The sequence below is a fragment of the Cohnella endophytica genome (assembly GCF_003628305.1).
GTDB classification, from domain to species: Bacteria; Bacillota; Bacilli; order Paenibacillales; family Paenibacillaceae; genus Cohnella; species Cohnella endophytica.
On record NZ_RBZM01000011.1, the window covers coordinates 141,804 to 163,067 of the forward strand.

Annotated in this window: 20 protein-coding genes; all 20 read right to left on the reverse strand. The window is 53.9% G+C overall.

Features of this window, described 5'->3' with window-relative positions:
* Position 1: 1 nt before the first annotated feature.
* Positions 2 to 1,624 (reverse strand): complex I subunit 4 family protein, encoded by a 1,623-nt coding sequence (locus tag D7Z26_RS23615; protein WP_120979489.1) that lies wholly within the window; start codon positions 1,622 to 1,624, stop codon positions 2 to 4.
* A complete protein-coding gene (gene nuoL / locus D7Z26_RS23620; RefSeq protein WP_120979490.1) occupies positions 1,624 to 3,495 on the reverse strand; it encodes an NADH-quinone oxidoreductase subunit L in 1,872 nt (623 codons plus the stop codon). Before nuoL ends, D7Z26_RS23615 begins: the two co-directional genes overlap by 1 nt.
* Positions 3,496 to 3,499: 4 nt before the next feature.
* Positions 3,500 to 3,802, reverse strand: coding sequence for an NADH-quinone oxidoreductase subunit NuoK (gene nuoK / locus D7Z26_RS23625; RefSeq protein ID WP_199731773.1), 303 nt, complete (start codon positions 3,800 to 3,802; stop codon positions 3,500 to 3,502).
* A 2-nt stretch (positions 3,803 to 3,804) separates the two neighbouring features.
* Positions 3,805 to 4,329: an NADH-quinone oxidoreductase subunit J gene (locus D7Z26_RS23630; RefSeq protein WP_120979492.1), complete on the reverse strand. Its 525-nt coding sequence runs from the start codon at positions 4,327 to 4,329 to the stop codon at positions 3,805 to 3,807.
* A 3-nt stretch (positions 4,330 to 4,332) separates the two neighbouring features.
* Positions 4,333 to 4,779, reverse strand: a complete 447-nt coding sequence (gene nuoI / locus D7Z26_RS23635; protein ID WP_120979493.1) for an NADH-quinone oxidoreductase subunit NuoI — start codon at positions 4,777 to 4,779, stop codon at positions 4,333 to 4,335.
* 13 nt (positions 4,780 to 4,792) lie between these two features.
* Positions 4,793 to 5,800, reverse strand: a complete 1,008-nt coding sequence (nuoH, locus tag D7Z26_RS23640) for an NADH-quinone oxidoreductase subunit NuoH (protein ID WP_120979494.1) — start codon at positions 5,798 to 5,800, stop codon at positions 4,793 to 4,795.
* Positions 5,800 to 6,900, reverse strand: coding sequence for an NADH-quinone oxidoreductase subunit D (locus D7Z26_RS23645; protein WP_120979495.1), 1,101 nt, complete (start codon positions 6,898 to 6,900; stop codon positions 5,800 to 5,802). The genes nuoH and D7Z26_RS23645 overlap by 1 nt, the downstream gene beginning before the upstream one ends.
* A 6-nt stretch (positions 6,901 to 6,906) precedes the next feature.
* Positions 6,907 to 7,866 carry an NADH-quinone oxidoreductase subunit C gene (locus tag D7Z26_RS28025; protein ID WP_120979496.1) on the reverse strand — a complete coding sequence of 320 codons (960 nt, stop codon included), beginning with the start codon at positions 7,864 to 7,866 and terminating at the stop codon, positions 6,907 to 6,909.
* Positions 7,863 to 8,381: a NuoB/complex I 20 kDa subunit family protein gene (locus D7Z26_RS23655; RefSeq protein ID WP_120979497.1), complete on the reverse strand. Its 519-nt coding sequence runs from the start codon at positions 8,379 to 8,381 to the stop codon at positions 7,863 to 7,865. The genes D7Z26_RS28025 and D7Z26_RS23655 overlap by 4 nt, the downstream gene beginning before the upstream one ends.
* On the reverse strand, positions 8,366 to 8,737 hold the full coding sequence (locus tag D7Z26_RS23660; RefSeq protein WP_120979584.1) for an NADH-quinone oxidoreductase subunit A: 372 nt from the start codon (positions 8,735 to 8,737) through the stop codon (positions 8,366 to 8,368). Before D7Z26_RS23660 ends, D7Z26_RS23655 begins: the two co-directional genes overlap by 16 nt.
* Positions 8,738 to 9,359: 622 nt before the next feature.
* Positions 9,360 to 9,797: a Dps family protein gene (locus D7Z26_RS23665; protein ID WP_120979498.1), complete on the reverse strand. Its 438-nt coding sequence runs from the start codon at positions 9,795 to 9,797 to the stop codon at positions 9,360 to 9,362.
* 101 nt (positions 9,798 to 9,898) lie between these two features.
* Entirely contained in the window at positions 9,899 to 10,741 is an 843-nt protein-coding gene (locus D7Z26_RS23670; RefSeq protein ID WP_120979499.1) for a carbohydrate ABC transporter permease, read from the reverse strand.
* A 12-nt stretch (positions 10,742 to 10,753) separates the two neighbouring features.
* The gene (locus D7Z26_RS23675; RefSeq protein ID WP_120979500.1) at positions 10,754 to 11,635 is read right to left on the reverse strand and encodes a carbohydrate ABC transporter permease; all 882 of its coding nucleotides are present in this window, start codon (positions 11,633 to 11,635) and stop codon (positions 10,754 to 10,756) included.
* A gap of 122 nt (positions 11,636 to 11,757) precedes the next feature.
* Positions 11,758 to 13,101 carry an ABC transporter substrate-binding protein gene (locus tag D7Z26_RS23680; RefSeq protein ID WP_120979501.1) on the reverse strand — a complete coding sequence of 448 codons (1,344 nt, stop codon included), beginning with the start codon at positions 13,099 to 13,101 and terminating at the stop codon, positions 11,758 to 11,760.
* 134 nt (positions 13,102 to 13,235) lie between these two features.
* On the reverse strand, positions 13,236 to 14,843 hold the full coding sequence (locus tag D7Z26_RS23685) for a response regulator (RefSeq protein WP_120979502.1): 1,608 nt from the start codon (positions 14,841 to 14,843) through the stop codon (positions 13,236 to 13,238).
* Positions 14,840 to 16,660 (reverse strand): cache domain-containing sensor histidine kinase, encoded by a 1,821-nt coding sequence (locus D7Z26_RS23690; RefSeq protein ID WP_158602420.1) that lies wholly within the window; start codon positions 16,658 to 16,660, stop codon positions 14,840 to 14,842. Before D7Z26_RS23690 ends, D7Z26_RS23685 begins: the two co-directional genes overlap by 4 nt.
* 170 nt (positions 16,661 to 16,830) lie before the next feature.
* Positions 16,831 to 17,232, reverse strand: coding sequence for a F0F1 ATP synthase subunit epsilon (locus tag D7Z26_RS23695; RefSeq protein WP_120979504.1), 402 nt, complete (start codon positions 17,230 to 17,232; stop codon positions 16,831 to 16,833).
* Between the two features lie 27 nt (positions 17,233 to 17,259).
* The gene (atpD, locus tag D7Z26_RS23700) at positions 17,260 to 18,672 is read right to left on the reverse strand and encodes a F0F1 ATP synthase subunit beta (RefSeq protein WP_120979505.1); all 1,413 of its coding nucleotides are present in this window, start codon (positions 18,670 to 18,672) and stop codon (positions 17,260 to 17,262) included.
* A 112-nt stretch (positions 18,673 to 18,784) separates the two neighbouring features.
* A complete protein-coding gene (atpG, locus tag D7Z26_RS23705; protein ID WP_120979506.1) occupies positions 18,785 to 19,645 on the reverse strand; it encodes an ATP synthase F1 subunit gamma in 861 nt (286 codons plus the stop codon).
* A gap of 84 nt (positions 19,646 to 19,729) precedes the next feature.
* Complete coding sequence (atpA, locus tag D7Z26_RS23710) at positions 19,730 to 21,244, reverse strand: F0F1 ATP synthase subunit alpha (RefSeq protein WP_120979585.1); 1,515 nt, start codon at positions 21,242 to 21,244, stop codon at positions 19,730 to 19,732.
* Positions 21,245 to 21,264 lie beyond the last annotated feature (20 nt).

Consider the following 21,264-nt stretch of genomic DNA (forward strand, 5'->3'; position numbering starts at 1 on the left):
GTTATCCCCCCATCCTCGTATGAATTTGTTCTAGAAAGCCGCTAAAGCCATGCTGCATGAGGTCCGTCAAAATGGAGGGATATACGCCTAGCAGAATGATTAGCGCGGCAAGCGTAATCATCGGCAGCGCCTCGATGAACCGGGCATCCTTCATCCCGACGTACTGCTCGGGAAGCGAGCCGTACGTGATGTTCAGGATGCTGCGAAGGACGTATACGGCGGCGAACAGGATGCCGAGAACGCCGATTGCCGTTACTATTTTCATAGAACCGAACATTCCCAAGAACGACAGGAACTCTCCTACGAATCCGGACAAGCCGGGTAACCCTAGAGACGCGAGACCTCCCAGCAACAAGACGCCCGAGATGAAAGGTACGGATCTGGCTAACCCGCCCAGTTCGCTCAATTGCGTCGTGTTCGTCCGTTCGTAGATACTGCCGACGATCAAGAACAACAGGGCCGAGATCAGGCCGTGGGATACGGATTGGTAGATCGCTCCTTGTAAACCGACCTCTTCCAAAGAGGCGATGCCGAGCAAGACGATCCCCATGTGACTAATGCTCGAGTATGCGAGAACCAGCTTGAATTCCGTCTGTACGCATGCAAGGATGGCACCGTACAAAATATTGATGACCCCGAGCACCGCGATCACGCCCGTCCAGGCATGCAGTTGTTCGGGGAAGAGGAACATCGCGAACCGGATTAGCCCGTATACGCCCATCTTCAGCAAGATGCCGGAGTGAATCATGACGACCGGCGGCGGCGCCTCCGTATGTACCCGAAGCATCCACGTATGGAACGGAAAGATCGGCACCTTGATCCCGAAGGCGATCAAGAGAAGCACGAACGCCGTCCACTTCGTCTGATCGTTCAAGTAAAGTCCGAATTGATGCGTTAAATCGTTGTCGACATTCGCATAGGCAGCCGGGTTCGACAGATTGCTTAGAATCGTGTCGTAGTTGCCGCCGAACAGCAGATTCACTCCTCCGGCACCTTCCACGGCGCTGAATCCAAGCGTAGCGATGAGGATCAGGAAGGAGAGCAGCATAGCCGCCGACCCCAGTCCGTTATAGATCAAGAAGCGGGTAGCGGCTTTCTCCCTGCCATAGTACCCCCAAATTCCGATCAGGAAGAACATCGGAATGAGCGTGACCTCGAAGAAGATGAAGAACAAGACCAGGTCCCTGGCCAAGAATACGCCGTAGATTCCCGTTAGCAGAAGCAAGAACAGCGAGTAGTACGTTTTCCATCGTTTCCGAATGTGCACCGACGCGAGCGCGGACATCGTGGATACGACGCCCGTCAGCAGGAGTAACGGCAAAGAAATTCCGTCGACCGCAAGGTGATAATCGAATACGAGCTTTAAGGACGTCACGCTGGCATTGAATTGCTCTTGGTTCAGCGGAATCGAGAGCCATGTGGAATGCTCCGTATACGCTCCGCCGCCTACCGCGGGTTGGTAATCCGCGAATAACCACAGCGTAAGGATAAACGGAATTAACGTAAAAATGATAGCCGTAATGCGAAGCCAATTGCTGCGTGCGCTCGGAAGAGCGAGTACGATCAAGGCGCCTAACAAAGGCGCTAAGACGATCAGCGAGAGTACCGGCAGGTCATCCAGCATTACCAGAACCTCCTTCCGGCGATGGCCACGACTAGGATGACGATGCTAATCAACGCGGTAAGTGCGTACGTCTGCACTTGGCCGCCTTGAAGCCGGGAGTTCAATCTCCCTAGGGCGGAGGCGCCATGCCCCGTCAGTCGAACGACTCCGTCGATCACGTAGTCGTCGAACAAATCGAGCACTTTGCCCAGGCCTTGAAGCGGACGGACGAACAATACGTGATAAAGCTCGTCGATATAATATTTGCGGGCTACCAAAGTTACGAGACCCGGCGCGCGATCGGAAATCGCATTCCGGCGAATCGTCCCCTTTACGAACGTAAGCCATCCGATATACAACCCCAGCAAGCCGACGGCGGCGGAGACGACCATGACTAAACCGCTGGCGTCATGTTCCGCACCTTCGGGAAAGAGCCAGTGTCCGAGCCAACCGTTAAACGGCGTTTCCACGAAACCCGAGACGGTTGCAAGCACCGCCAATACAATCAGAGGAATCGTCATGACCGAGGAAGATTCCTTGGCGTGCTGGCCTTCGCGCGGCTTGCCCGCGAACACGAGGAAGAACAGCCTCGCCATGTACAGCGCAGTGAAGAAAGCGGCTATTACGGCAACGACGAACAGAATCGGTTGCTTGTCGAGCGCCGCGGTCAAAATCGCGTCCTTGGACCAGAAGCCGGAGAACGGCGGTATACCCGATAACGCCAGCGAACCGAGCCCGAACGTCCATGCCGTGATTTTCATTTTGCGCCCTAAGCCGCCCATCTCCCGTATATCTTGGGTATGTACGCTATGAATGACGCTTCCCGCGCCCAGGAACAACAGCGCCTTGAAGAACGCGTGAGTGAACAGATGGAACATCGCCCCCGTGACGGAGCCGACCCCCAATGCGAGCATCATATAACCCAACTGGCTTACGGTCGAGTAGGCGAGTATTCGCTTAATATCGTTCTGAGCCAAACCGATCGTCGCGGCGAAAATCGCCGTGAACGCTCCGACGATGGCGACCGTATTCATGGCAACCTGCGAAGCTTCGAAAATATCGAACGTCCGGACGACGAGGAATACGCCGGCCGCGACCATCGTCGCCGCGTGGATCAGCGCGCTGATCGGCGTTGGACCTTCCATCGCGTCGGGCAACCAGACGTGAAGCGGGAATTGCCCCGACTTCCCTACCGCCCCTACGAAGATGAGCAGCGCGATTAAAGTCGTGATACCCGTGGAGATGGCTCCGCTCTGCGTATCGTATACGTTGTGCAGCGTCGTGAAATCGAGCGCGTGTCCGGGCATATACCAGAACAACAGGAGCAAGCCGATCAACAGCCCCAAATCCCCGATCCGCGTAACGATGAACGCTTTCTTGGCAGCCGCCTTCGCCTCCGGTTTCTGATACCAGAAGCCGACGAGCAAGAAGGAGCATACGCCGACGAGCTCCCAGAAAATATAGAACGTCAGCAGATTATCCGACAGCACCAAACCTAGCATCGAACTTGTGAACAAGGCCACGTAGGCGAAGAAGGTCGATATTCTCTCGTCTTTCTTCATGTATCCTTGCGAGTACAGATTCACGAGGAACGCGACCAAGGTCACGACGACGAGCATCAGCGTCGAAAGATTCGTCACTTCGAAGCCGGCGACGAGCTTCAGCTTGCCGATCGTTATCCAATCCATCTGGTTGCCGTAATCGGGCGCGTTCCCGGATAAGCGCTCGCCTGCGATGCACAACGAGAGAACCAAAGAGAGGAAGCTCGCGATCGTTCCGATCCAGGCTCCCGTTTTCTTTAATCCTTTGCCCATGGCGGTCAGTACGGCGAACGCGATGAAAGGAAACAGCGGGACGAGCCAGGCGTATTCCGCGAAGAAGGTATTATCCATGTCGTTACCCCCTCAACTCGTCGAATTCGTCCACGTTCACCGATGCGCGTCCGCGGTACAGCACGATCAATACCGCGATGCCGACCGCGGCTTCCGCCGCCGCGACCGAGATGGTGAACAAGGAGAAGATTTGCCCCGCTAGCGAGGGTTGAACTCCGTATTTGGAGAAGGCGATGAGATTCAAATTAACCGCATTGAGCATAAGTTCGATCGATAGCAGCACAATAATCGCGTTGCGTTTGGTTAACACGCCGTATAACCCGATGCAGAACAACACCGCGGCAAGCGTCAAATAGGAAGAAAGCATGCTCATGGCGTGTTCACCTCTCTCTTCGCGAGCGCGATGGATCCGATAAAGGCGACGGTAAGCAGCACGGATACGAGCTCGAACGGAATCGCGTATTGGGTGAAGAGCAGCTTCCCGATCTCCCGCGTATTGTCGTCCGTGAAGGGCGCATGCTGCGCGGGAAAATTCGCGTTGCGAATCGCGTAGAACAGAATCCCGAACAAGCATAGGCAACCGATCGCCGCCAACGTCTCCAGCAGAGGTCGCGCCGGTTCCGTTCCTTCTCCGTCGTGCTTGGTCATCATGATGCCGAAGATCATGAGAATCGTGATCGCGCCGACGTATAAGAGCACCTGCACGAATGCGATGAACTCGGCTTCCAGCACGATGTATAGTCCTGCGAGCGCAACGAAAGTAAGAGCGATCGACAGCGCCGTATGAACGACCTTCGTGAAGTTAATGGCCAAGACAGCCCCGACGATGGCGCATACCGAGAGCAGGAAAAAAGCGACGAACTCGCCGGTAAAATCAATATTAAAGTTCAGCACCGCTTATTTGGCGCCTCCCTTCGGCGAACCGATATTGTTGTTATCCTCGCGGATGTTCCGGTTGTTCTCGTACAGCCATTGCTTATCCTTGTAGAGATCGTCGCGGCTGTAAGCGGCGAGCTCGAAATTGTTCGTCATGACGATCGCTTCGGTCGGGCAAACCTCCGTGCAGAGGTCGCAGAGGATGCAGATTTCGAAATTCACGTCGAACGTGTCGATGACTTTCCCTTTTTTCTCAGGGTCCGGATTGGCTTTACCGGTAAGCGTAATGCAGTCGGTCGGGCAGATGCGCGCGCATTGGTTGCACACGATGCACTTGTCCGGCTCGAAATACTGAATGCCGCGGAACCGGTCCGGCATCTGGATCGGAACGTCGGGATACGACATCGTCACCTTCTTGGTTCCCATCGTTTTCAACGTAACTCCGAGTCCTTTGAGCATTCCTTTCATGGCGTCAGCCTCCCTATCCTATCCACTCTATCCCTATCGCGGTCAAGAAAATATTGAGTATCGCCAGCGGCAGAAGCGCCTTCCAAGCCAAGCCCATCAGTTGATCGACCCGGAGACGAGGGAAAGTGGCCCGAATCCAGAACAAACAGAACACGATTACCGCGAATTTGAGGAAAAACCAGATGAGTCCCGGCACGAAATCAAGCGCCGGAATTGGAGAATTCCAGCCTCCGAGGAACAAGATCGTTGTCAAGGAAGCGATCGCGTACACGTAGATATACTCGGTCAACATGAAGAAGGCAAAGCGGAATCCGCTGTATTCGACATGGTAACCCGCGACGAGCTCCGACTCCGCCTCCGGCAAGTCGAACGGCGTGCGGTTCAACTCGGACACCGCCGCGATAAGGAAGATTCCGAAGCCCAAGATCTGGGGCAGGAAGTTCCAATGCCAGAAATAACCTTCCTGCGAGATGACGATATCCCGCAGATTCAAGCTTCCGGACATCATAACGACGCCGACGACGGACATGACGAGCGGCACCTCGTAGCTGATCATCTGCGCCGCGGAGCGCATGCCCCCGAGCAAAGAATACTTGTTATTGGACGCCCAGCCTGCCACGACGATGGCAATCGTCGTTATTCCCGAGAGGGCGATGTAATACAGAAAGCCGACGTTCAGATCGGCGAATTGCAGGTTTAGCGTATAAGGGATGAAGGCAAGCACCGCAAAGGAAGGAATGAAAGCGAGCGCGGGGGCTAGAATGAACAAGCCCCTGTCGGCCTTCTTCGGAATCGTGTCTTCCTTGAGCAGCAGCTTGGATACGTCCGCCACCGTCTGCAGCAAGCCCAGCGGCCCCGTGCGGTTCGGGCCTTTGCGATACTGCATCCAGCCAATAAACTTGCGTTCGAAATAGATCGCGTACGTAACGAAAAAGATAACGACGGCCAGTACTCCGATGGCCGCGGCCACGAATATTCCCGCGGTTCCCCAACTGAGGGACTTATCCCAGAAGTGCTGCATTAGCAGTCGACCTCCCCGAGCACGATGTCGATGCCGCCGAGAATCGTCACTAAGTTCGTCATGTTCTCCCCGACGAGCAGCTTGGGCAAGATTTGCAGGTTAACGAACGACGGTCGGCGGAATTTCAGACGGTACGGCTCTGCTTTGCCCTTGGATACGATGTGGCAACCGATTTCTCCGCGCGGCGATTCGATGCGCACGTAGATCTCGCCAGCCGGAGGACGGATGACGCGAGGCACTTTGCCCATCGTCTCTCCGTCGCCGGGGAACTGCTCCAAAGCTTGATCGAGAATGCGGAGACTTTGTTCGATCTCGGCCATCCGGATCTGGTAGCGGTCGAAGCAATCTCCGTTCTTGCCGACGGGTACGTCGAATTGGAACCGATCGTACAAGCTGTAAGGCTCGGCTTTGCGCAAGTCCCATTGAACGCCCGTGCAACGTAGATTCGCGCCGGAAAGACCATAATTGATGGCGGTCTCCGCGTCGTATTGGCCTACTCCCTTGATTCGGGAAAGGAATATTTCGTTGCCGCTGACGAGGTTGTGATATTCGTCGAGACGGTTGTACATATCTTTGACCAGCGTTTTTACGCGATCGATCCAGCCCTCGGGGGCATCCCATTTCACGCCGCCGACCCGCATGTAATTATAAGTGAGCCGCGCCCCGCACAGTTCATTGAACAGGCCGAGAATGCGTTCCCTGTCGCTGAAAGCATAGAGAAACGGGCTTATTGCGCCGATGTCGAGCAAGTAGGTGCCCCACCAGACCAAGTGACTCGCAATCCGTTGCATTTCCATAACGATCAGGCGCAAGAATTCCGCTCTCTCCGGAATTTCCAGCCCCATCATTTTCTCCACCGCATGGCAGAGCACGTAATTATTCGTCATGGCGGACACGTAGTCCATCCGGTCGGTATAAGGAATGATTTGCGTAAAATTCAAATTCTCCGCGAGCTTCTCCGTTCCGCGGTGCAAGTATCCCATGACGGGAGTCGCTTCCGTGATGACTTCCCCGTCCAATTTAACGATAATCCGAAACACGCCGTGCGTGCTAGGATGCTGTGGACCAACGTTGAGCAGCAGCTCTTCTGTACGAATCACGCGTGCTTACACCTCCGGATCGAGCGGAACGTAGTCTTTGCGTAGCGGATGGCCGACCCAATCATCGGGCATCATGATGCGTTTCAGATCGGGATGTCCGGGGAAATCGATGCCTAGCAGATCGTAGATTTCCCTTTCGTTCCAGTTCGCGGTTTCCCAGATCGGCGTGACGGAACCGACCGAAGGAAGCTCGCGATCCGCGCGTACTTTCACGCAATAGCATTCGCGGGAGTCCATGTTCAGCGGGTAGTAGACGACTTCCATGTACGTCTCATAATCTACGCCCGATACGTTGCGTAAATAACTGCATTGAAGATCCGTATGATTACGAAATAGACTAGCAGCTTGAAGCCAGCGCTCGTTCTTCACCACGAGCGTGGGCAGATGATCGTTCGCTTCATTTATGTAAGCCTCTTCGACCGCGTCTTCCGCGACGAGTTCCCGAAGCAGCCGTGTTACTTTGTCGAGAAGGGGTTGCTTCGGTGAAGGGGGCTTGGGCGGCGCTTCTTCGCCTTCCGAGCTTTCTCCGTCCCCCGCTTTCGCGGCGGCGCGTCCATCCGTTCCTGCCTGCGCGGCCTGGGCCGCGGCTTGGGCGGCGGCCGCCTTCGCGGCTTCGCGCGCCTCTAGCGCTGCTTTGCGGCGCGCCGCTTTCTCCTCATCCGTCTCGACCCGACGAGCTGGTGGAGGTGCTGCGGCCTCCTCTTGAGCGGCCGGAGCTTCGGCTTGAGTTGCAGGAGCTTCGGTTTGTGCTGCCGGAGCTTCGGGTTCAGAAGGAACTGCCGCAGCGGGTTGAGTATCGGTTGTTGCCGGTTCAGGTTGCGCAGTTTCCGTTTGTGCCTTCTCCTGTTGCGCAGTCTCCGTTTGAGCGGACTCGACTTGCGCGGGCTCAACAGTCGGCTCGGACGCTACCGGCGAAGACGAAGCTTCCGGCTGACCTTCCGGTTCGCGATTGTCGTTCTCGCTCATCGGCTCGTCACCTGCTTCCCGGTTTTCGCCTCGTAACGGATTTTCTCCTGCAGCTTGTTGATGCCGTAGATTAACGCCGCGGGATTAGGAGGACAGCCCGGAATGTATACGTCCACCGGAACGATCTGGTCCACTCCCTTGATTACGGAATAAGATTTCACATAGGGTCCTCCGGCCGTTGCGCAAGATCCCATCGCGATGACCCACTTCGGTTCGGGCATCTGATCATATAGACGCTTCAGCAAAGGCCCCATTTTTTTCGTTACCGTACCCGATACGATCATGACATCCGCTTGGCGCGGAGAGGTCCGGAAAAGAACGCCGAAGCGATCCAGGTCGTAATGCGCTCCCCCGGCGGCCATCATCTCGATCGCGCAACACGCTAGACCAAAGGTAAGGGGCCATAAGGAATTGCTCCGGGCCCAGCCCTTCAACTGGTCGATGGTGCCAAAGAATACGTTGCGTTCAACTTCCTTCCGGTCTTCCGGCGATACGTTCGCTAAATCGAATTCCATTTGAACACCTTCTTCCTCCAAGCATACGCTAGCCCTACCAGCAGCAATCCCGCGAAGATCGCCATCTCCGTCAAAGCAAATAGCCCCAGCTGTTTGTAAGCTACGGCCCACGGGTAAAGAAATACGGTTTCCACATCGAATACGACGAACATCAGCGCGTACAAATAATACCTTACGTTAAAGCGGATCTGGCTGTCTCCGACCGGTTCGTTCCCGCTCTCGTACGTCGTCTCTTTCTCTTCCGTCGGCTTCTTGGGCCGAAGCAAGGAACCAAGCCAGAGAACGAAGATCGGGAAGGCGATACCCAGTAGCAAGAAGACGGTAACTATGAGGTATGAATTGATGTACTTCTCCACTTCAACGCCTCCCAAGTCCAACTGCCTCCGCCGTCGTGGGACGGCTGCGCGCGTTTTGTTTCGTGCTATCGGATGAGAAGTATGTCGTGGAAAGATGCGCTTTCCGATAGTTGCAAACAGGTAAATTTACCCCATAAGTATAACAAATGCTCCCAATCAAGTCCACGAAAATAGCGTTTACATGGGGCGAGCGCGTGCAGAGTCTAAGGAAGCGCCCGTCTATTAAACAGACAGTTCGTCTTTCTTCGCCTTCGCCCGCTTTTCACGATTCCCCCCTTAGCTGCGCTCAGTAACCGCCGTTTTGACCGTTAAAGGCGAAACCAAACTTTCTATTGCGGCCATATCGGCCTTTTTGACCGTTAAAGTCCCCATTTCAGCCCCAAGGAGGGATCATGAGGCGTTTTAGCGGTCATATTGACCTTTAACGACCAGCTTCGGTCCTCGCAAGTATTAGTAAAAGCCTTTTTGACCGTTAACGCCAAATTACCTCGTGAATTTGTTGCCTCTCTTGGTCCCCCAATAGACTTACATATAAGTGAACATGCGCAAAAATAGAACACCGCGCCTCTAGGAGACGCGGTGTTCCATATTGTTCCGCCTCGATCGCGGTGGAATGGCGGCTTTACGCCAACGTGGACTTCAGCATCCAAAGCTGCTTCTGCAGCTCCTCGATTTGACCGGTAAGCACGTCGGCCGTAGCCGCGTCGCCTTCTTCGTCGGCCAGATCCGCCGCGCTCTTCAACCCGCCGGCGAGCGACGCCAGATCCTCGATCGTCGCGGACAGCATATCGTTCTCCGACTTGGCCTTGTCCGCTTCCACGATCGTCGCCGCGGACAGAAATTCCTTCATCGTAGACAAAGGCTGGCCCTCGATCGCGAGAATTCGTTCCGCGAGCTCGTCCAGCTTCAGCGCGGCCAGCTCATACAATTCCTCGAATTTGACGTGCAACACCGGGAAATGGGGTCCCTTCACGTACCAATGGAAGTGATGCAGCTTAAAATACAGCACGGACCAGTTAGCAAGTTGTACGTTTAATGAATCGTTTAGTTTTTTCGTCATGGAACATCCCTCCAGAGATCGCTATCGTCTTCTCCGTAATAACTTACCCGGGAGGGATGGCCGTCAACCATTAAACCTTAAACATTCCAACTTTATTAACCTTAACCTTTTACGGCCGCGTCCACGGTAAGCGCGTTCTCCACTTGCTCGCTGAAGAACACGTACACAAGCACGGTAGGGAGACTCGCGATCGTCATCGCCGCTCCCATCGCGCCCCAATCCGTCGTGAATTGTCCTTGGAAGAACAACAAGCCGAGCGGCAAAGTCTTCAACGTTTCCTTGCTGATCATGATGAGCGCGATCGGGAACTCGTTCCACGCCGCCAAGAAGACGAAGATAATCATCGTGGCGATCGCCGGACGGATGATCGGGAGCATAATGCTGAAGAACGTCCGGTAGATCGACGCTCCGTCCATGCATGCCGACTCCTCCAGCTCCAGCGGAATCGTACGGAAGAACCCGTAGAACACCATCGTCGTAAACGAGAGGTTAAACGCAATGTAAGGCACGATCAAGGAGAACAGCGAGTTGACCAAATGAAAATCGCGCATGAGCACCGCAAGAGGAATCATGATCACTTGAACCGGGATGAACAATCCGATCAGCATATAGATGCGCGCCGTATCTTGGAACCGCCATCTCATTCTCGCGGCGGCGTAAGCGAACAGCACCGCTAGCGCGACAGCCCCGAAGACGGCCATGCACGAGACGATAACGCTGTTCATGAAGTAAACGGGAACCTTGAAGCTTTTCCATGCCGCTTCGTAATTCTCGAAGTGGAACTTCGTCGGAAACCCGAACGGGTTCGTGACGAAGATCTCGTCGTTATTTTTAAGGGAATAGAAGACCATCCAAATCAGTGGATATATCGAGATCAAAGCGTAAATCCACATCGACAACTGGAGTATCGGCTGGCTCTTCCTGAAATTCGCAAACGTTCGCATGCCGATCTCCTCCTAGTATATGATCCGTTCGCGAGCGACCAAACGGTTTATCAGCAAAGTAACGAGCAGACATTCGATAACGAGTATCGTCGCCGATGCGCTTCCGTATCCGAATTCGTTGATCCGGAATGCCGACCTGTACATCAAATATGTTAGCGTGTAAGTCGAAGTTCCCGGTCCGCCGCCGCTCATGATGAACATCTGGGCGAACGCGTTCAAGCCGCCGGTTATGGCGAAAATCAGACAGAAGCGGTAAGTTTCCCGCATAAGCGGAATGGTAATCATCAGATGCGCCCTGAACTTGCTGGCGCCGTCTATTTTGGCGGCTTCGTGGAAAGCCGGCGGAATGGATTTCACTCCGGCGTACAGCAAAGCGAAATGGTAGCCCATGAATTGCCAAGCGTTAACTGCCGCTATCGCGTAAATCGCTACTTTAGGATCGCTAAGCCAATCTTGGCGATAGGACAACCCCAGAAATTCGAACAGTTTGTTCAGTAAGCCGTTATCTCCGTTATAAACGGCGATCCATAGCTGGCAGACGACCGTCACGGACAATACCACGGGAATGAAGTAGCTGATTCTCAACCATTTCCGTCCTTTAATGTGGGCTTCCGCAACGCCGAATGCGAGCAGCGAGCCTACGCCAATCTGGAATACGGCGATAACCGCCGCGAAGATAAGCCCGTTTTTGACGGAAAGCCAGAAGAGATCGTCTTGAAAGAGTTCCTTGAAGTTATCTAATCCGATGAAGGTACCGGCACTTAACCCGTCCCAGTCGAACATGCTGCGATAGAACGTCTGCACGACCGGCCAGAACACGACTACGGAATACAAGAGCATCGCGGGCAATACGAACAACGCGATCGCAAGCCGGTTTCCCATAAATTTATTCATTGCGTTCATCCTTCCTGCGCGCGGCCTCATTGCCGCAAGTATCCCCCAAGAAAAGACTTACACCGCGCAAGTACGCGGTGTAAGCTCTCGAGGCATGCCCTCGATGGCTTGCTATTGTCGAATTATTTTTCCAGCGCTTTGTCTACGGCTTTCACGAACTGATCTACCGAGCTTCCCGCGAGGAGCGCTTGGGACGCGTCTTCGATCGCCGCTTTGAATCTCGGATTGGACAATCCCCATGCGAAAGCGGTTGTTTTCATGTTCGGAATGGCTTTGCTTAATTCTTCCATCATCGGTGGGTAAGCTTTTTCGATCGGTTTGTCTACTTTGGTCGCTACGATCGGAGTGCCGTATTGCGTGTACTTGTACTCCGCGTATTTGCGGGACAAGAATGCCGCGACTTTTGCCGTAAGCTCAGGGTTTTTCGTGTGCGCGGATACCGCGTAGCCGCCTGGTCCGCCGCCGCCGCTGAAGGTGAGCTTCGACGTTTCGACGCTTGCCGCGTCCGCTGCCGGGTAATACATCCAGGCTACTTTATCGCCCATGGCTTTCGTAGCCGCGTCGATTTCCCATTGGCCGTTCAGGAACATCGCCGCTTTGCCTTGGTAGAACATCGCCGCCGCTTGGTCATAGTTCATGCTAGTCGCGCCTTTGGCGAGCAGACCCGCTTTAACGAACTCGGACAGCTTCTCGGCTGCTTTTCTGTAGTTCTCGTCGCTTGCTTTCGCTTGGCCTTTGTCCAGCTTGAGCACTCCGCCTTCGTCGAACCGCGTAGCGAAGATGTCGAACAAGGCTACATCAGGCCATTTTTCTTTGGCGAATACGGACAACGGCGTAATTTTATTTTTGTTGAACGTATCCACGGCCGTTTTCCACTCGTCGAAAGTCGTTGGAACCGCTACGCCGTATTGCTCGAAAATTTCCTTGTTGTAGAAAAGCAAGATCATTTCGTTACCCGCGTACGGGAACGCGTAAGTGTGACCATCGTCGGATACGAGCGTGTTCTGCGTGCTTGGCAGGATCGCGTCGCGGAAGCCCGTGCTGTCTACGTATTGATCCAGTTGGAGAATGTTGCCGGATTCCTTGAACGTGCTGATGATATCTTGACCCGCTTGGAAAATATCCGGCAGGTTACCCGTCGCCGCGTAAGTTTTCAGCTTCTGTCCATCGTCTTGCGCTTGAATGTCCAACTCCAGTTCGATGTTCGGCATTTCCTTCTTAAGCTCGGCTACCGCGTAGTCGTAAGGCAGCTCGGAATCTTCTCCGGCGTATTGCGCGTAGATGCGTAATTTCACCGGTTCGGTCGATTCGCTTGCTTGAGCGCTTTCGCTCGCGGGCGTCGTAGCCGATGCGGATGAAGATGGAGAAGCGGAAGATTCATTGCTCTTGTCGTTATTGCTGCCGCAAGCCGCCAAACCTAACGTTAAAGATAAGGCGAGAAGTAGCGATCCTGTTTTTCTAAACATTTAGTGGACCCTCCCTGGAACTGAATTCTTTGCTACTCGCTCATTATATAATTCAGTCCCGCAGGCTTTAATGGAAAAATCGATGCGGATTGGTACTATTCGCTTCATATTCCGAACGCGGACTCGAAACCTATTTATCCCTTGTTGCGAAGCAACCCGTTCTCGTATTCGCTCGGCGTCGTCCCGTAAAATTTCTTGAACACTTTGCTGAAATAGCCCGCGTCCTGGTAGCCTACCCGTTCCGCGATTTCCGAGAGTCGTATATTCGCCCCCAGTAGCTCCTTCGCTCTGCTCATGCGCGTATGCGTAATATACTCCCCCACCGTCATGCCGAAAGCTTTTTTGAACAACGCCCGCAAGTAACTCGCATTAATATAGGAACTCGCGGCGACGTTTTCCACGGACAGCTCGGGATCTTGATAATTTTTCTCGATGTAGGTTCGGGCTTGGCCCGCGATCACCGTCGAACGAGTCGTTTTGTGACGGTTGACGTAATCCAAAGAGTTGATGAACAAGGACTTGATCCATCCTTTGACCGACTCGGCCGTCTGCATCGTTCGAATCTCGGAGTAAGGAAAGAAGTGTTCCCCGAAACAATCCTCGATCGGATGGCCTAGCTCCGTTACGTGCGACAGACAGATCGAGATCCACCCCATGCAAGAAACGTAAGTCATGTCCAAGGAAAGCATATTCTCGTGAATACTCGCGAACAGCTCGTCTAGCTTCCGTTCCAAGCCCGGAAGATCCCCCGTGCGCAGCAGACGCTGCAGCATCTCGTTCGAATCCTGCAGGAACGCGGGGGCTTCCCTGCTCTCCGAAGTTTGCTCCGAATAAGGGATGACCTTGTCGTCCCCCAGCAAAAATTTTTGCCTGAGCGCGTCCCTGGCTTCTTCGTAAGAACGCCGAATGCCGACAAGCGATTTGTATCTCCTGCCTACGCCGATCGTTACCGTAAGCTTCAAGTATTTGCGGATGGAGAAAATCAACTCTTCGTAGCTGTCCAACTTCGTTAAAACGCCTTCGCTCAAGTTCGGATCTTTGTCGGTGCGAAGACATACGATTCTTCCTTCAGGACCGTTAAACAACAACGGCGTTCCTTCGCTTCCGAAAGCCTCGGAGAGAATGTTGGACACCGCGAATTTCCACAGCTCGCGTTCTGCCGCTTCGTTCCATCGCCTCTCCATATGATCGATTTCTATGCAAGCAACGCTATAGGTCTCGCCTTCGCCTCCCAACGATATGCCCCACTGCTCTAGCCGCTCCTTCAACGGTTCCGCGCGCTCCGACGAATCTCCGGTTACTAACCTGTACATTACGCTATCCACCATCAACTGGCGATCCGCCTGTTCCGTCTGCTTGGCTTCGAGAGACTGTTTTTGCTTCTGCCTGCATTTAAGCAGCGTCAGAACGAGCTCGTCCTTGGAGAACGGCTTCAGAATATAGTCCTCGACCCCCAGCCTGATCGCCTTTCTGGCGTATTCGAACTCGTTGTGACCGGTTATGATGACCACGTCGACGTGAGGATGCTTCTCCTTAAGCTTCTCGCAAAGCTGCAGCCCGTCCATGATCGGCATGTTGATATCGATCAGTGCCATGTCGTAATGACCCTCGTCCGCGAGCTTTAGCGCTTCCATTCCGTTCTTGGCTTCCCCGGCGATCCGAAAACCGTAGCGATCCCAATCTAGCGCCTGACGTAAATAATCCCGAAAAATGAATTCGTCGTCCACGATCATGATGTTCATTCGGCATTCTCCTCCGATTGCGTATATTCTTCGATGAGCGGAGCTTCAAGGGGAAGCGTCACGATAGCTTGCGTTCCTTGTCCCGGCTCGCTGACTAACTTTAAGCCGTATTGCTCTCCGAAATAAAGTCGTATTCTCTGGTCGACGTTGCGCAGACCGAAGGATGCTTCGTTTGCATTCGCTTGACGGTTCCAAAGCTCTTCAAGCTTGTCCAGACCGATGCCGACTCCATCGTCTTTAACGGTTATTCGAATTCGATCGCCGAGCTTTTCTCCCGTAATCGTAAGCTTGCCGAAACGATCCGCGGGCTTCAACCCGTGATAGATCGCGTTCTCTACGAGCGGCTGGAGCGTAAGCTTTAGAATCGCCGTAGCATGCAACTCGGAAGGTACCTCGATCGCATATTCGAATACGTCGGAGTATCGCACGGTCTGAATGGCCAAGTAATCCCTAACGTTATGCAGTTCTTCTCCTAGCGTAATCATCTCGCGCCCTTTGCTTAATACGATCCGGTAATAGTCCGCCAGCGCTTTCGTCGTTCGCTGAACCTCGCCGGCTCTCCCCATTCCGGATAACGTATAGATCACGTCCAGCGTGTTGTATAAGAAATGAGGTTTAATTTGCGCTTGAATCAACGCGAGCTCGTATTCTCTTTTGCGTTTTTGTTCCCAAGCGATTTCCTCCATAAGTCGGCGTATCCGTCCGATCATGGAATTAAATCCGTCGCCCAGCAATCCGATCTCGTCCTTGCCCTTCACGTCGAACGTAGAGTCCAGGGATTCTTCCTTGACCTTCCTCATCGTGCGGGTTAGACGTACTATAGGCGTCGCGATCGTCTTGGACAGCAATCCGGCGCTTGCGATAACGAGAAGCAAGCAGCTTGCGACGAGGAGCAGGACGAATAACGTAATGTTCCTCGTATCCTTGGTCAGCTCCTTCAGCGGAACGACCGATACGAGCGTCAACCCCAGCTTCGTAAGCGGATGCTCGATCGCCAAAATGCCTTCCTGCCTGTATGGCTTGGACGCACGCGAATCGACGGGACTCTCGACAACCCATTCGCGCAATCTTTCGTCGGCTATCGGTTGCAATAGCGTGTCGTGGTTCGCGGTCGAAACGACCTTGCCGCTCCCGTCCGACAAAAAGTTCATTTCCGACCTGTAAGCTCCGTTGCTCGGAAAAATGCGCGAAAGACGACGCTCGTCGATATTTAGAATAAGCCAACCCAGAGTTTTGCCCGTTGCAATATCGGACACTTTTTTTCCTAGCGTAAGCACGGTCTGTTCGGGCGTACGACTCAGATAAGATCTTTTCTCGACCGGAAACCATACGTTATTACCGGAAGAATGGAGCAGTTGCTCGTAAATATCGCTCGCAAAGTATTGTTCCGAGCTGGATTCCAATCCCGGCGCGGATGCGTAGACTTGGCCCATCGTGTCGATAAACGCCGCGGAATCCACGTCCGGAAAAACGAGAAGCGCGAAACTCAATTGATTGGTGACCAAGGAGACGTACCTGGGATCGGGTTCGTTCATGGGCTCGCCCTCTTCTTGCAAGACCCGATTCAAATTCAGCGTAAGAATATTCGCGCAGCTCTCCGCGTTGCGGACAACGCTTTCGACTTCCGTCATGATGAGACGCGAATTATCGGATATGCTTTGCTCCGCCTTCTGGACGATATTGTTCGTATACATCCTGTTCGACACGAGACCGGTTGCCAAGAGCGGAACGATCACGAGCGGAATGTAAATGAAAATAATTTTATTGCGAATCGTCATATCGCCGAGCCAGCGTTTCATTTTGTTTGGCTTGTACATGTTTCTGCCTGCTTCCTGAACGGATCGTCCTTCCATCCGCAATCGCTACCACTATAATTTCTGGATAGCCCCTTCGTCAACCCCGGGAGGCTTCGAATGCTTGAGTCTGGGAATAGCAAAAACGCCCTCCGAAGGATCTCGAGATCCTTCGAAGAGCGTTTTAATTCGGATTATTTATCGCCGGCGGTTTCCAGTCGGCTAATGGCGCGTTGCAGCGCCATTTCCGCGCGATGCGCGTTAATATCCGCTTGCTTCTGCGCGAGACGGCGCTCCGCGCGTTCCTTCGCCATGCGGGCACGGGACACGTCGATGTCCGACTCCAGCTCGGCGGCTTCCGCGAGGATAACCACTTTGTCTTTGCGCACTTCGATAAAACCACCATGAACGGCAATAAACTCGTTCGTATTGCCGATCTTGGCTTTAACCGGAGCAACCTTCAATGGAGTAACCAAAGGAATGTGGTGAGGCAGGATCCCCAGCTCACCCGCAACTCCTTTGACGACGACCATATTCACGTCTTTCTCGTAAACCTTGCGCTCCGGAGTGACGATTTCTAACCGTAAGGTACTCATATCGTTCCCTCCAAACCGGCGGCCGGATTAAACCGCAGCAGCGAGTTTCTTCGCTTTCTCGACGGCTTCCTCGATGATGCCGACGTTATGGAATGCCGGTTCCGGAAGATCGTCATGCTTGCCATCAAGAATTTCCCTGAAGCTGCGAATCGTTTCTTTGATCGGGGCGTATACGCCCGGGATGCCGTTAAACGCCTCGGCAACGTGAAGCGGTTGGGACAAGAACAATTGAACGCGACGAGCGCGGAGAACGACTTGCTTGTCTTCTTCGGACAGCTCATCCATACCGAGAATCGCGATAATGTCTTGAAGCTCTTTGTAGCGTTGCAGCAATTTCTTAACGCCTTGCGCTACGTTGTAATGCTCTTCGCCCACGATTTCGGGCGCGAGGATACGAGAGGAAGAAGCCAGCGGATCAACCGCAGGGAAAATCCCCATCGCAGCGATGTTACGCTCCAAGTTCGTCGTCGCGTCAAGATGCGCGAACGCAGTAGCAGGAGCCGGATCGGTATAGTCATCGGCAGGAACGTAGATCGCTTGGATCGACGTTACGGAACCATTTTTCGTGGAAGTGATACGCTCTTGAAGTTGACCCATCTCGGTAGCCAGCGTCGGTTGGTAACCTACCGCGGAAGGCATACGGCCTAGCAGTGCGGAAACCTCGGAGCCCGCTTGCGTGAACCGGAAGATGTTGTCGACGAACAGAAGCACGTCACGGCCTTCGACGTCGCGGAAGTATTCCGCCATCGTCAGACCCGTCAGGGCTACGCGCATACGCGCTCCCGGAGGCTCGTTCATCTGGCCGAATACCATCGCCAGCTTCGCGATAACGCCGGATTCCGTCATCTCGTGATAGAGATCGTTTCCTTCACGAGTACGCTCGCCTACGCCGGCGAATACGGAAATACCGCCATGGTTGGAAGCGATGTTGTGGATAAGCTCTTGCATGAGAACGGTTTTACCTACGCCGGCACCGCCGAACAGTCCGATCTTACCGCCCTTGGTATAAGGAGCGAGAAGGTCTACGACCTTGATTCCCGTCTCCAGCATTTCCGTCTGGGTAGTCAGGTCTTCGAAAGTCGGAGCCGCACGGTGGATCGGGTTAACGCTCGAACGGTCAACCGCGCCCTTCCCGTCGATTGGATCTCCCAGTACGTTAAATACGCGGCCGAGAGTAGCCGGTCCAACCGGAATCGTAATCGGAACGCCAAGATCGTTGACTTCCGTTCCTCTGACGAGACCGTCGGTGGAAGACATCGCGATCGCGCGAACCAGGTTATCGCCCAGATGAGTCGCGACTTCAACCGTCAGGCTGATATCGTTTCCGCTATCGGATTTTGCTTCGATTTTGATCGCATTGAGAATGTCAGGCAGATGTCCGTGCTCGAATTCGATATCGACGACCGGCCCCAATACCTGGACAACGCGTCCCTTGCTCATGGATTTACCTCCTAATTGTGCGACCAACGAGTAGCGCTTATGGCGTCTACGGTTGATCGTCACGTTGCAATTGATTCAACGCCCGCGGGCTTGAATCCAACCGTCACGTAATTTATTGCTGTGCGTTCGCTCCGCTTACGATTTCCGCGATTTCTTGCGTGATTGCCGCTTGGCGCGCACGGTTGTACGTAAGCGTCAATTCGGCGATCATCTTCGTCGCGTTCTTCGTCGCGTTGCCCATCGCCGTCATCCTTGCGCCGAACTCGCTGGCTTTACCTTCGAGCAGCGCGCTGAACACGAGCGTCTCCGCATATTTCGGCAGAAGGACGTTAAGCACTTCCTCGGCGGAAGGCTCGTACTCGTAGTCCGCTTTCTCGCCGGAAGATTGAATCTGTCCGAGAGGAAGAAGGCGTTTCAGCGTCGGAACTTGCGTGATCGCGTTATAGAACTCGTTATAAGCGAGATGCAACTCGTCGAACGTTCCGTCTACGTAACCTTGAACGGCCTTCGCTGCAATCTCTTTAATATCCGAGAACTTCGGAGAATCCGAAAGACCCGTAATCTCTTCGACAAGCGCAATGTTGCGACGTTTGAAGAAGTCACGTCCTTTGCGTCCGATGACGAATACGGCGTATTCGTCGGCAGACTTATGGTTCTCCTTGATCGTATTCAGAACTTTACGAAGGATGTTGGCGTTGTAACCGCCGGCAAGTCCACGATCCGAAGTGATGACCAGATAACCGGTTTTCTTGATCGGGCGGCTGATCAGCATCGGATGCTTGCTGCTTCCCGAGCCGGAGGCGATGCTGGAGATAACCTCCTTCATCTTGTCCGTGTAAGGACGAGCCGCTACCGCGGCTTCCTGTGCTCTTCTCAGCTTCGCTGCCGCGACCATTTCCATCGCTTTCGTGATTTGCTTCGTATTCTGCTTACTCTTGATCGAGCGCTTGATTTCGCGCATCCCTTTAGCCAATCGTTGTCACCACCTTATTGCCAGGCTTGCCAGCGGCAAACCCGGCTCAAGCTAATGTTGCGTTCCGTACCGTGAAAGATCCGCTTATGCCGTTACGGCAAAGCCTTTCTTGAACGCCGCGATGGCGTCTACCAGAGCTTTGTCGGTCTCAGGCGTCAAATCTTTCGTATCGCGGATGGAGCTAAAGATTTCCGGACGGTTCGCGTCGATGTAGGAAAGGAATTCCGCTTCGAAGCGGCGAACGTCTTGAACCGGAATCGTATCGACATGACCTTTGGTCACGATATACAAGGAAACAACTTGGCGCTCAACCGACAGCGGTTGGTTAACGCCTTGTTTAAGGATTTCGAGCGTACGGATACCGCGATCAAGACGGGATTTCGTAACTTTGTCCAGATCGGAGCCGAATTGCGCGAACGCCGCGAGTTCGCGGTATTGCGCAAGGTCGGTTTTGAGCGTACCCGCGACTTTTTTCATCGCTTTGATTTGAGCGGAGCTACCTACCCGGGATACGGAAATACCGACGTTAACCGCCGGACGTTGGCCGGAGTAGAAGAGATCGGACTCAAGGAAGATTTGACCGTCGGTAATGGAGATTACGTTGGTCGGGATATAAGCGGACACGTCGCCCGCTTGCGTCTCGATGAACGGAAGAGCCGTCATCGAACCGCTGCCCTTCTCGTCGCTCAGCTTCGCTGCGCGCTCCAACAAACGGGAGTGTAAATAGAATACGTCCCCTGGATAAGCTTCGCGGCCCGGAGGACGGCGAAGGAGCAAGGAAAGTTCGCGATATGCGGCGGCTTGCTTCGTCAAGTCATCATAGATGATCAGAACGTGCTTGCCGTTATACATGAAATATTCGCCCATGGAGCAGCCCGTGTAAGGCGCCAGGTACAGAAGCGGAGCAGGCTCGGACGCGCTCGCCGTAACGACGATCGTGTAATCCAACGCGCCGTGCTTGCGAAGAGTTTCGACAAGTCCGCGGACGGTGGATTGCTTTTGTCCGATCGCAACGTAGATACAAATAACTCCGTTGCCTTTTTGGTTAACGATCGTATCTACCGCGATCGTCGTTTTACCCGTTTGACGGTCGCCGATGATAAGTTCCCGTTGTCCGCGACCGATTGGAATCATCGCGTCGATCGCTTTGATACCGGTTTGCATCGGTTCGTGAACGGATTTACGATCCATAACGCCCGGAGCCGGGGATTCGATCGGACGAGTTTTCGTCGTGTTGATCGGTCCGTTGCCGTCTACCGGATGGCCCAGGGAGTTCACGACGCGGCCAAGAAGCTCTTCGCCTACCGGAACCTCCATGATGCGGCCCGTTCTTTTCACTTGGTCGCCTTCTTTGATTCCCATGGTAGGGCCCATGATAACGACACCGACGTTGTCTTCCTCCAAGTTGAGGGCCATGCCCACGACTCCGTTGGAGAACTCGAGCAATTCGCCGGACATACATTTCTCCAAACCGTGAACGCGCGCGATTCCGTCACCGACTTGGATGACGGTGCCTACGTCAACGACTTGAATATCGGATTGATACTGCTCGATCTGTTGCTTGATCAATGTGCTGATCTCTTCGGGCTTAATACTCAATTCGTTCACCCCTGTCTCCA

Excerpts from the sequence above, each read along its gene's own strand:
- D7Z26_RS23615 (WP_120979489.1), bottom strand. The coding sequence starts at position 1,624 with ATGCTGGATGACCTGCCGGTACTCTCGCTGATCGTCTTAGCGCCTTTG.
- nuoL (WP_120979490.1), bottom strand. The coding sequence starts at position 3,495 with ATGGATAATACCTTCTTCGCGGAATACGCCTGGCTCGTCCCGCTGTTT.
- nuoK (WP_199731773.1), bottom strand. The coding sequence starts at position 3,802 with ATGCTTTCTTCCTATTTGACGCTTGCCGCGGTGTTGTTCTGCATCGGG.
- nuoI (WP_120979493.1), bottom strand. The coding sequence starts at position 4,779 with ATGAAAGGAATGCTCAAAGGACTCGGAGTTACGTTGAAAACGATGGGA.
- nuoH (WP_120979494.1), bottom strand. The coding sequence starts at position 5,800 with ATGCAGCACTTCTGGGATAAGTCCCTCAGTTGGGGAACCGCGGGAATA.
- D7Z26_RS28025 (WP_120979496.1), bottom strand. The coding sequence starts at position 7,866 with ATGAGCGAGAACGACAATCGCGAACCGGAAGGTCAGCCGGAAGCTTCG.
- D7Z26_RS23655 (WP_120979497.1), bottom strand. The coding sequence starts at position 8,381 with ATGGAATTCGATTTAGCGAACGTATCGCCGGAAGACCGGAAGGAAGTT.
- D7Z26_RS23665 (WP_120979498.1), bottom strand. The coding sequence starts at position 9,797 with ATGACGAAAAAACTAAACGATTCATTAAACGTACAACTTGCTAACTGG.
- D7Z26_RS23670 (WP_120979499.1), bottom strand. The coding sequence starts at position 10,741 with ATGCGAACGTTTGCGAATTTCAGGAAGAGCCAGCCGATACTCCAGTTG.
- D7Z26_RS23675 (WP_120979500.1), bottom strand. The coding sequence starts at position 11,635 with ATGAATAAATTTATGGGAAACCGGCTTGCGATCGCGTTGTTCGTATTG.
- D7Z26_RS23680 (WP_120979501.1), bottom strand. The coding sequence starts at position 13,101 with ATGTTTAGAAAAACAGGATCGCTACTTCTCGCCTTATCTTTAACGTTA.
- D7Z26_RS23685 (WP_120979502.1), bottom strand. The coding sequence starts at position 14,843 with ATGAACATCATGATCGTGGACGACGAATTCATTTTTCGGGATTATTTA.
- D7Z26_RS23690 (WP_158602420.1), bottom strand. The coding sequence starts at position 16,660 with ATGTACAAGCCAAACAAAATGAAACGCTGGCTCGGCGATATGACGATT.
- D7Z26_RS23695 (WP_120979504.1), bottom strand. The coding sequence starts at position 17,232 with ATGAGTACCTTACGGTTAGAAATCGTCACTCCGGAGCGCAAGGTTTAC.
- atpD (WP_120979505.1), bottom strand. The coding sequence starts at position 18,672 with ATGAGCAAGGGACGCGTTGTCCAGGTATTGGGGCCGGTCGTCGATATC.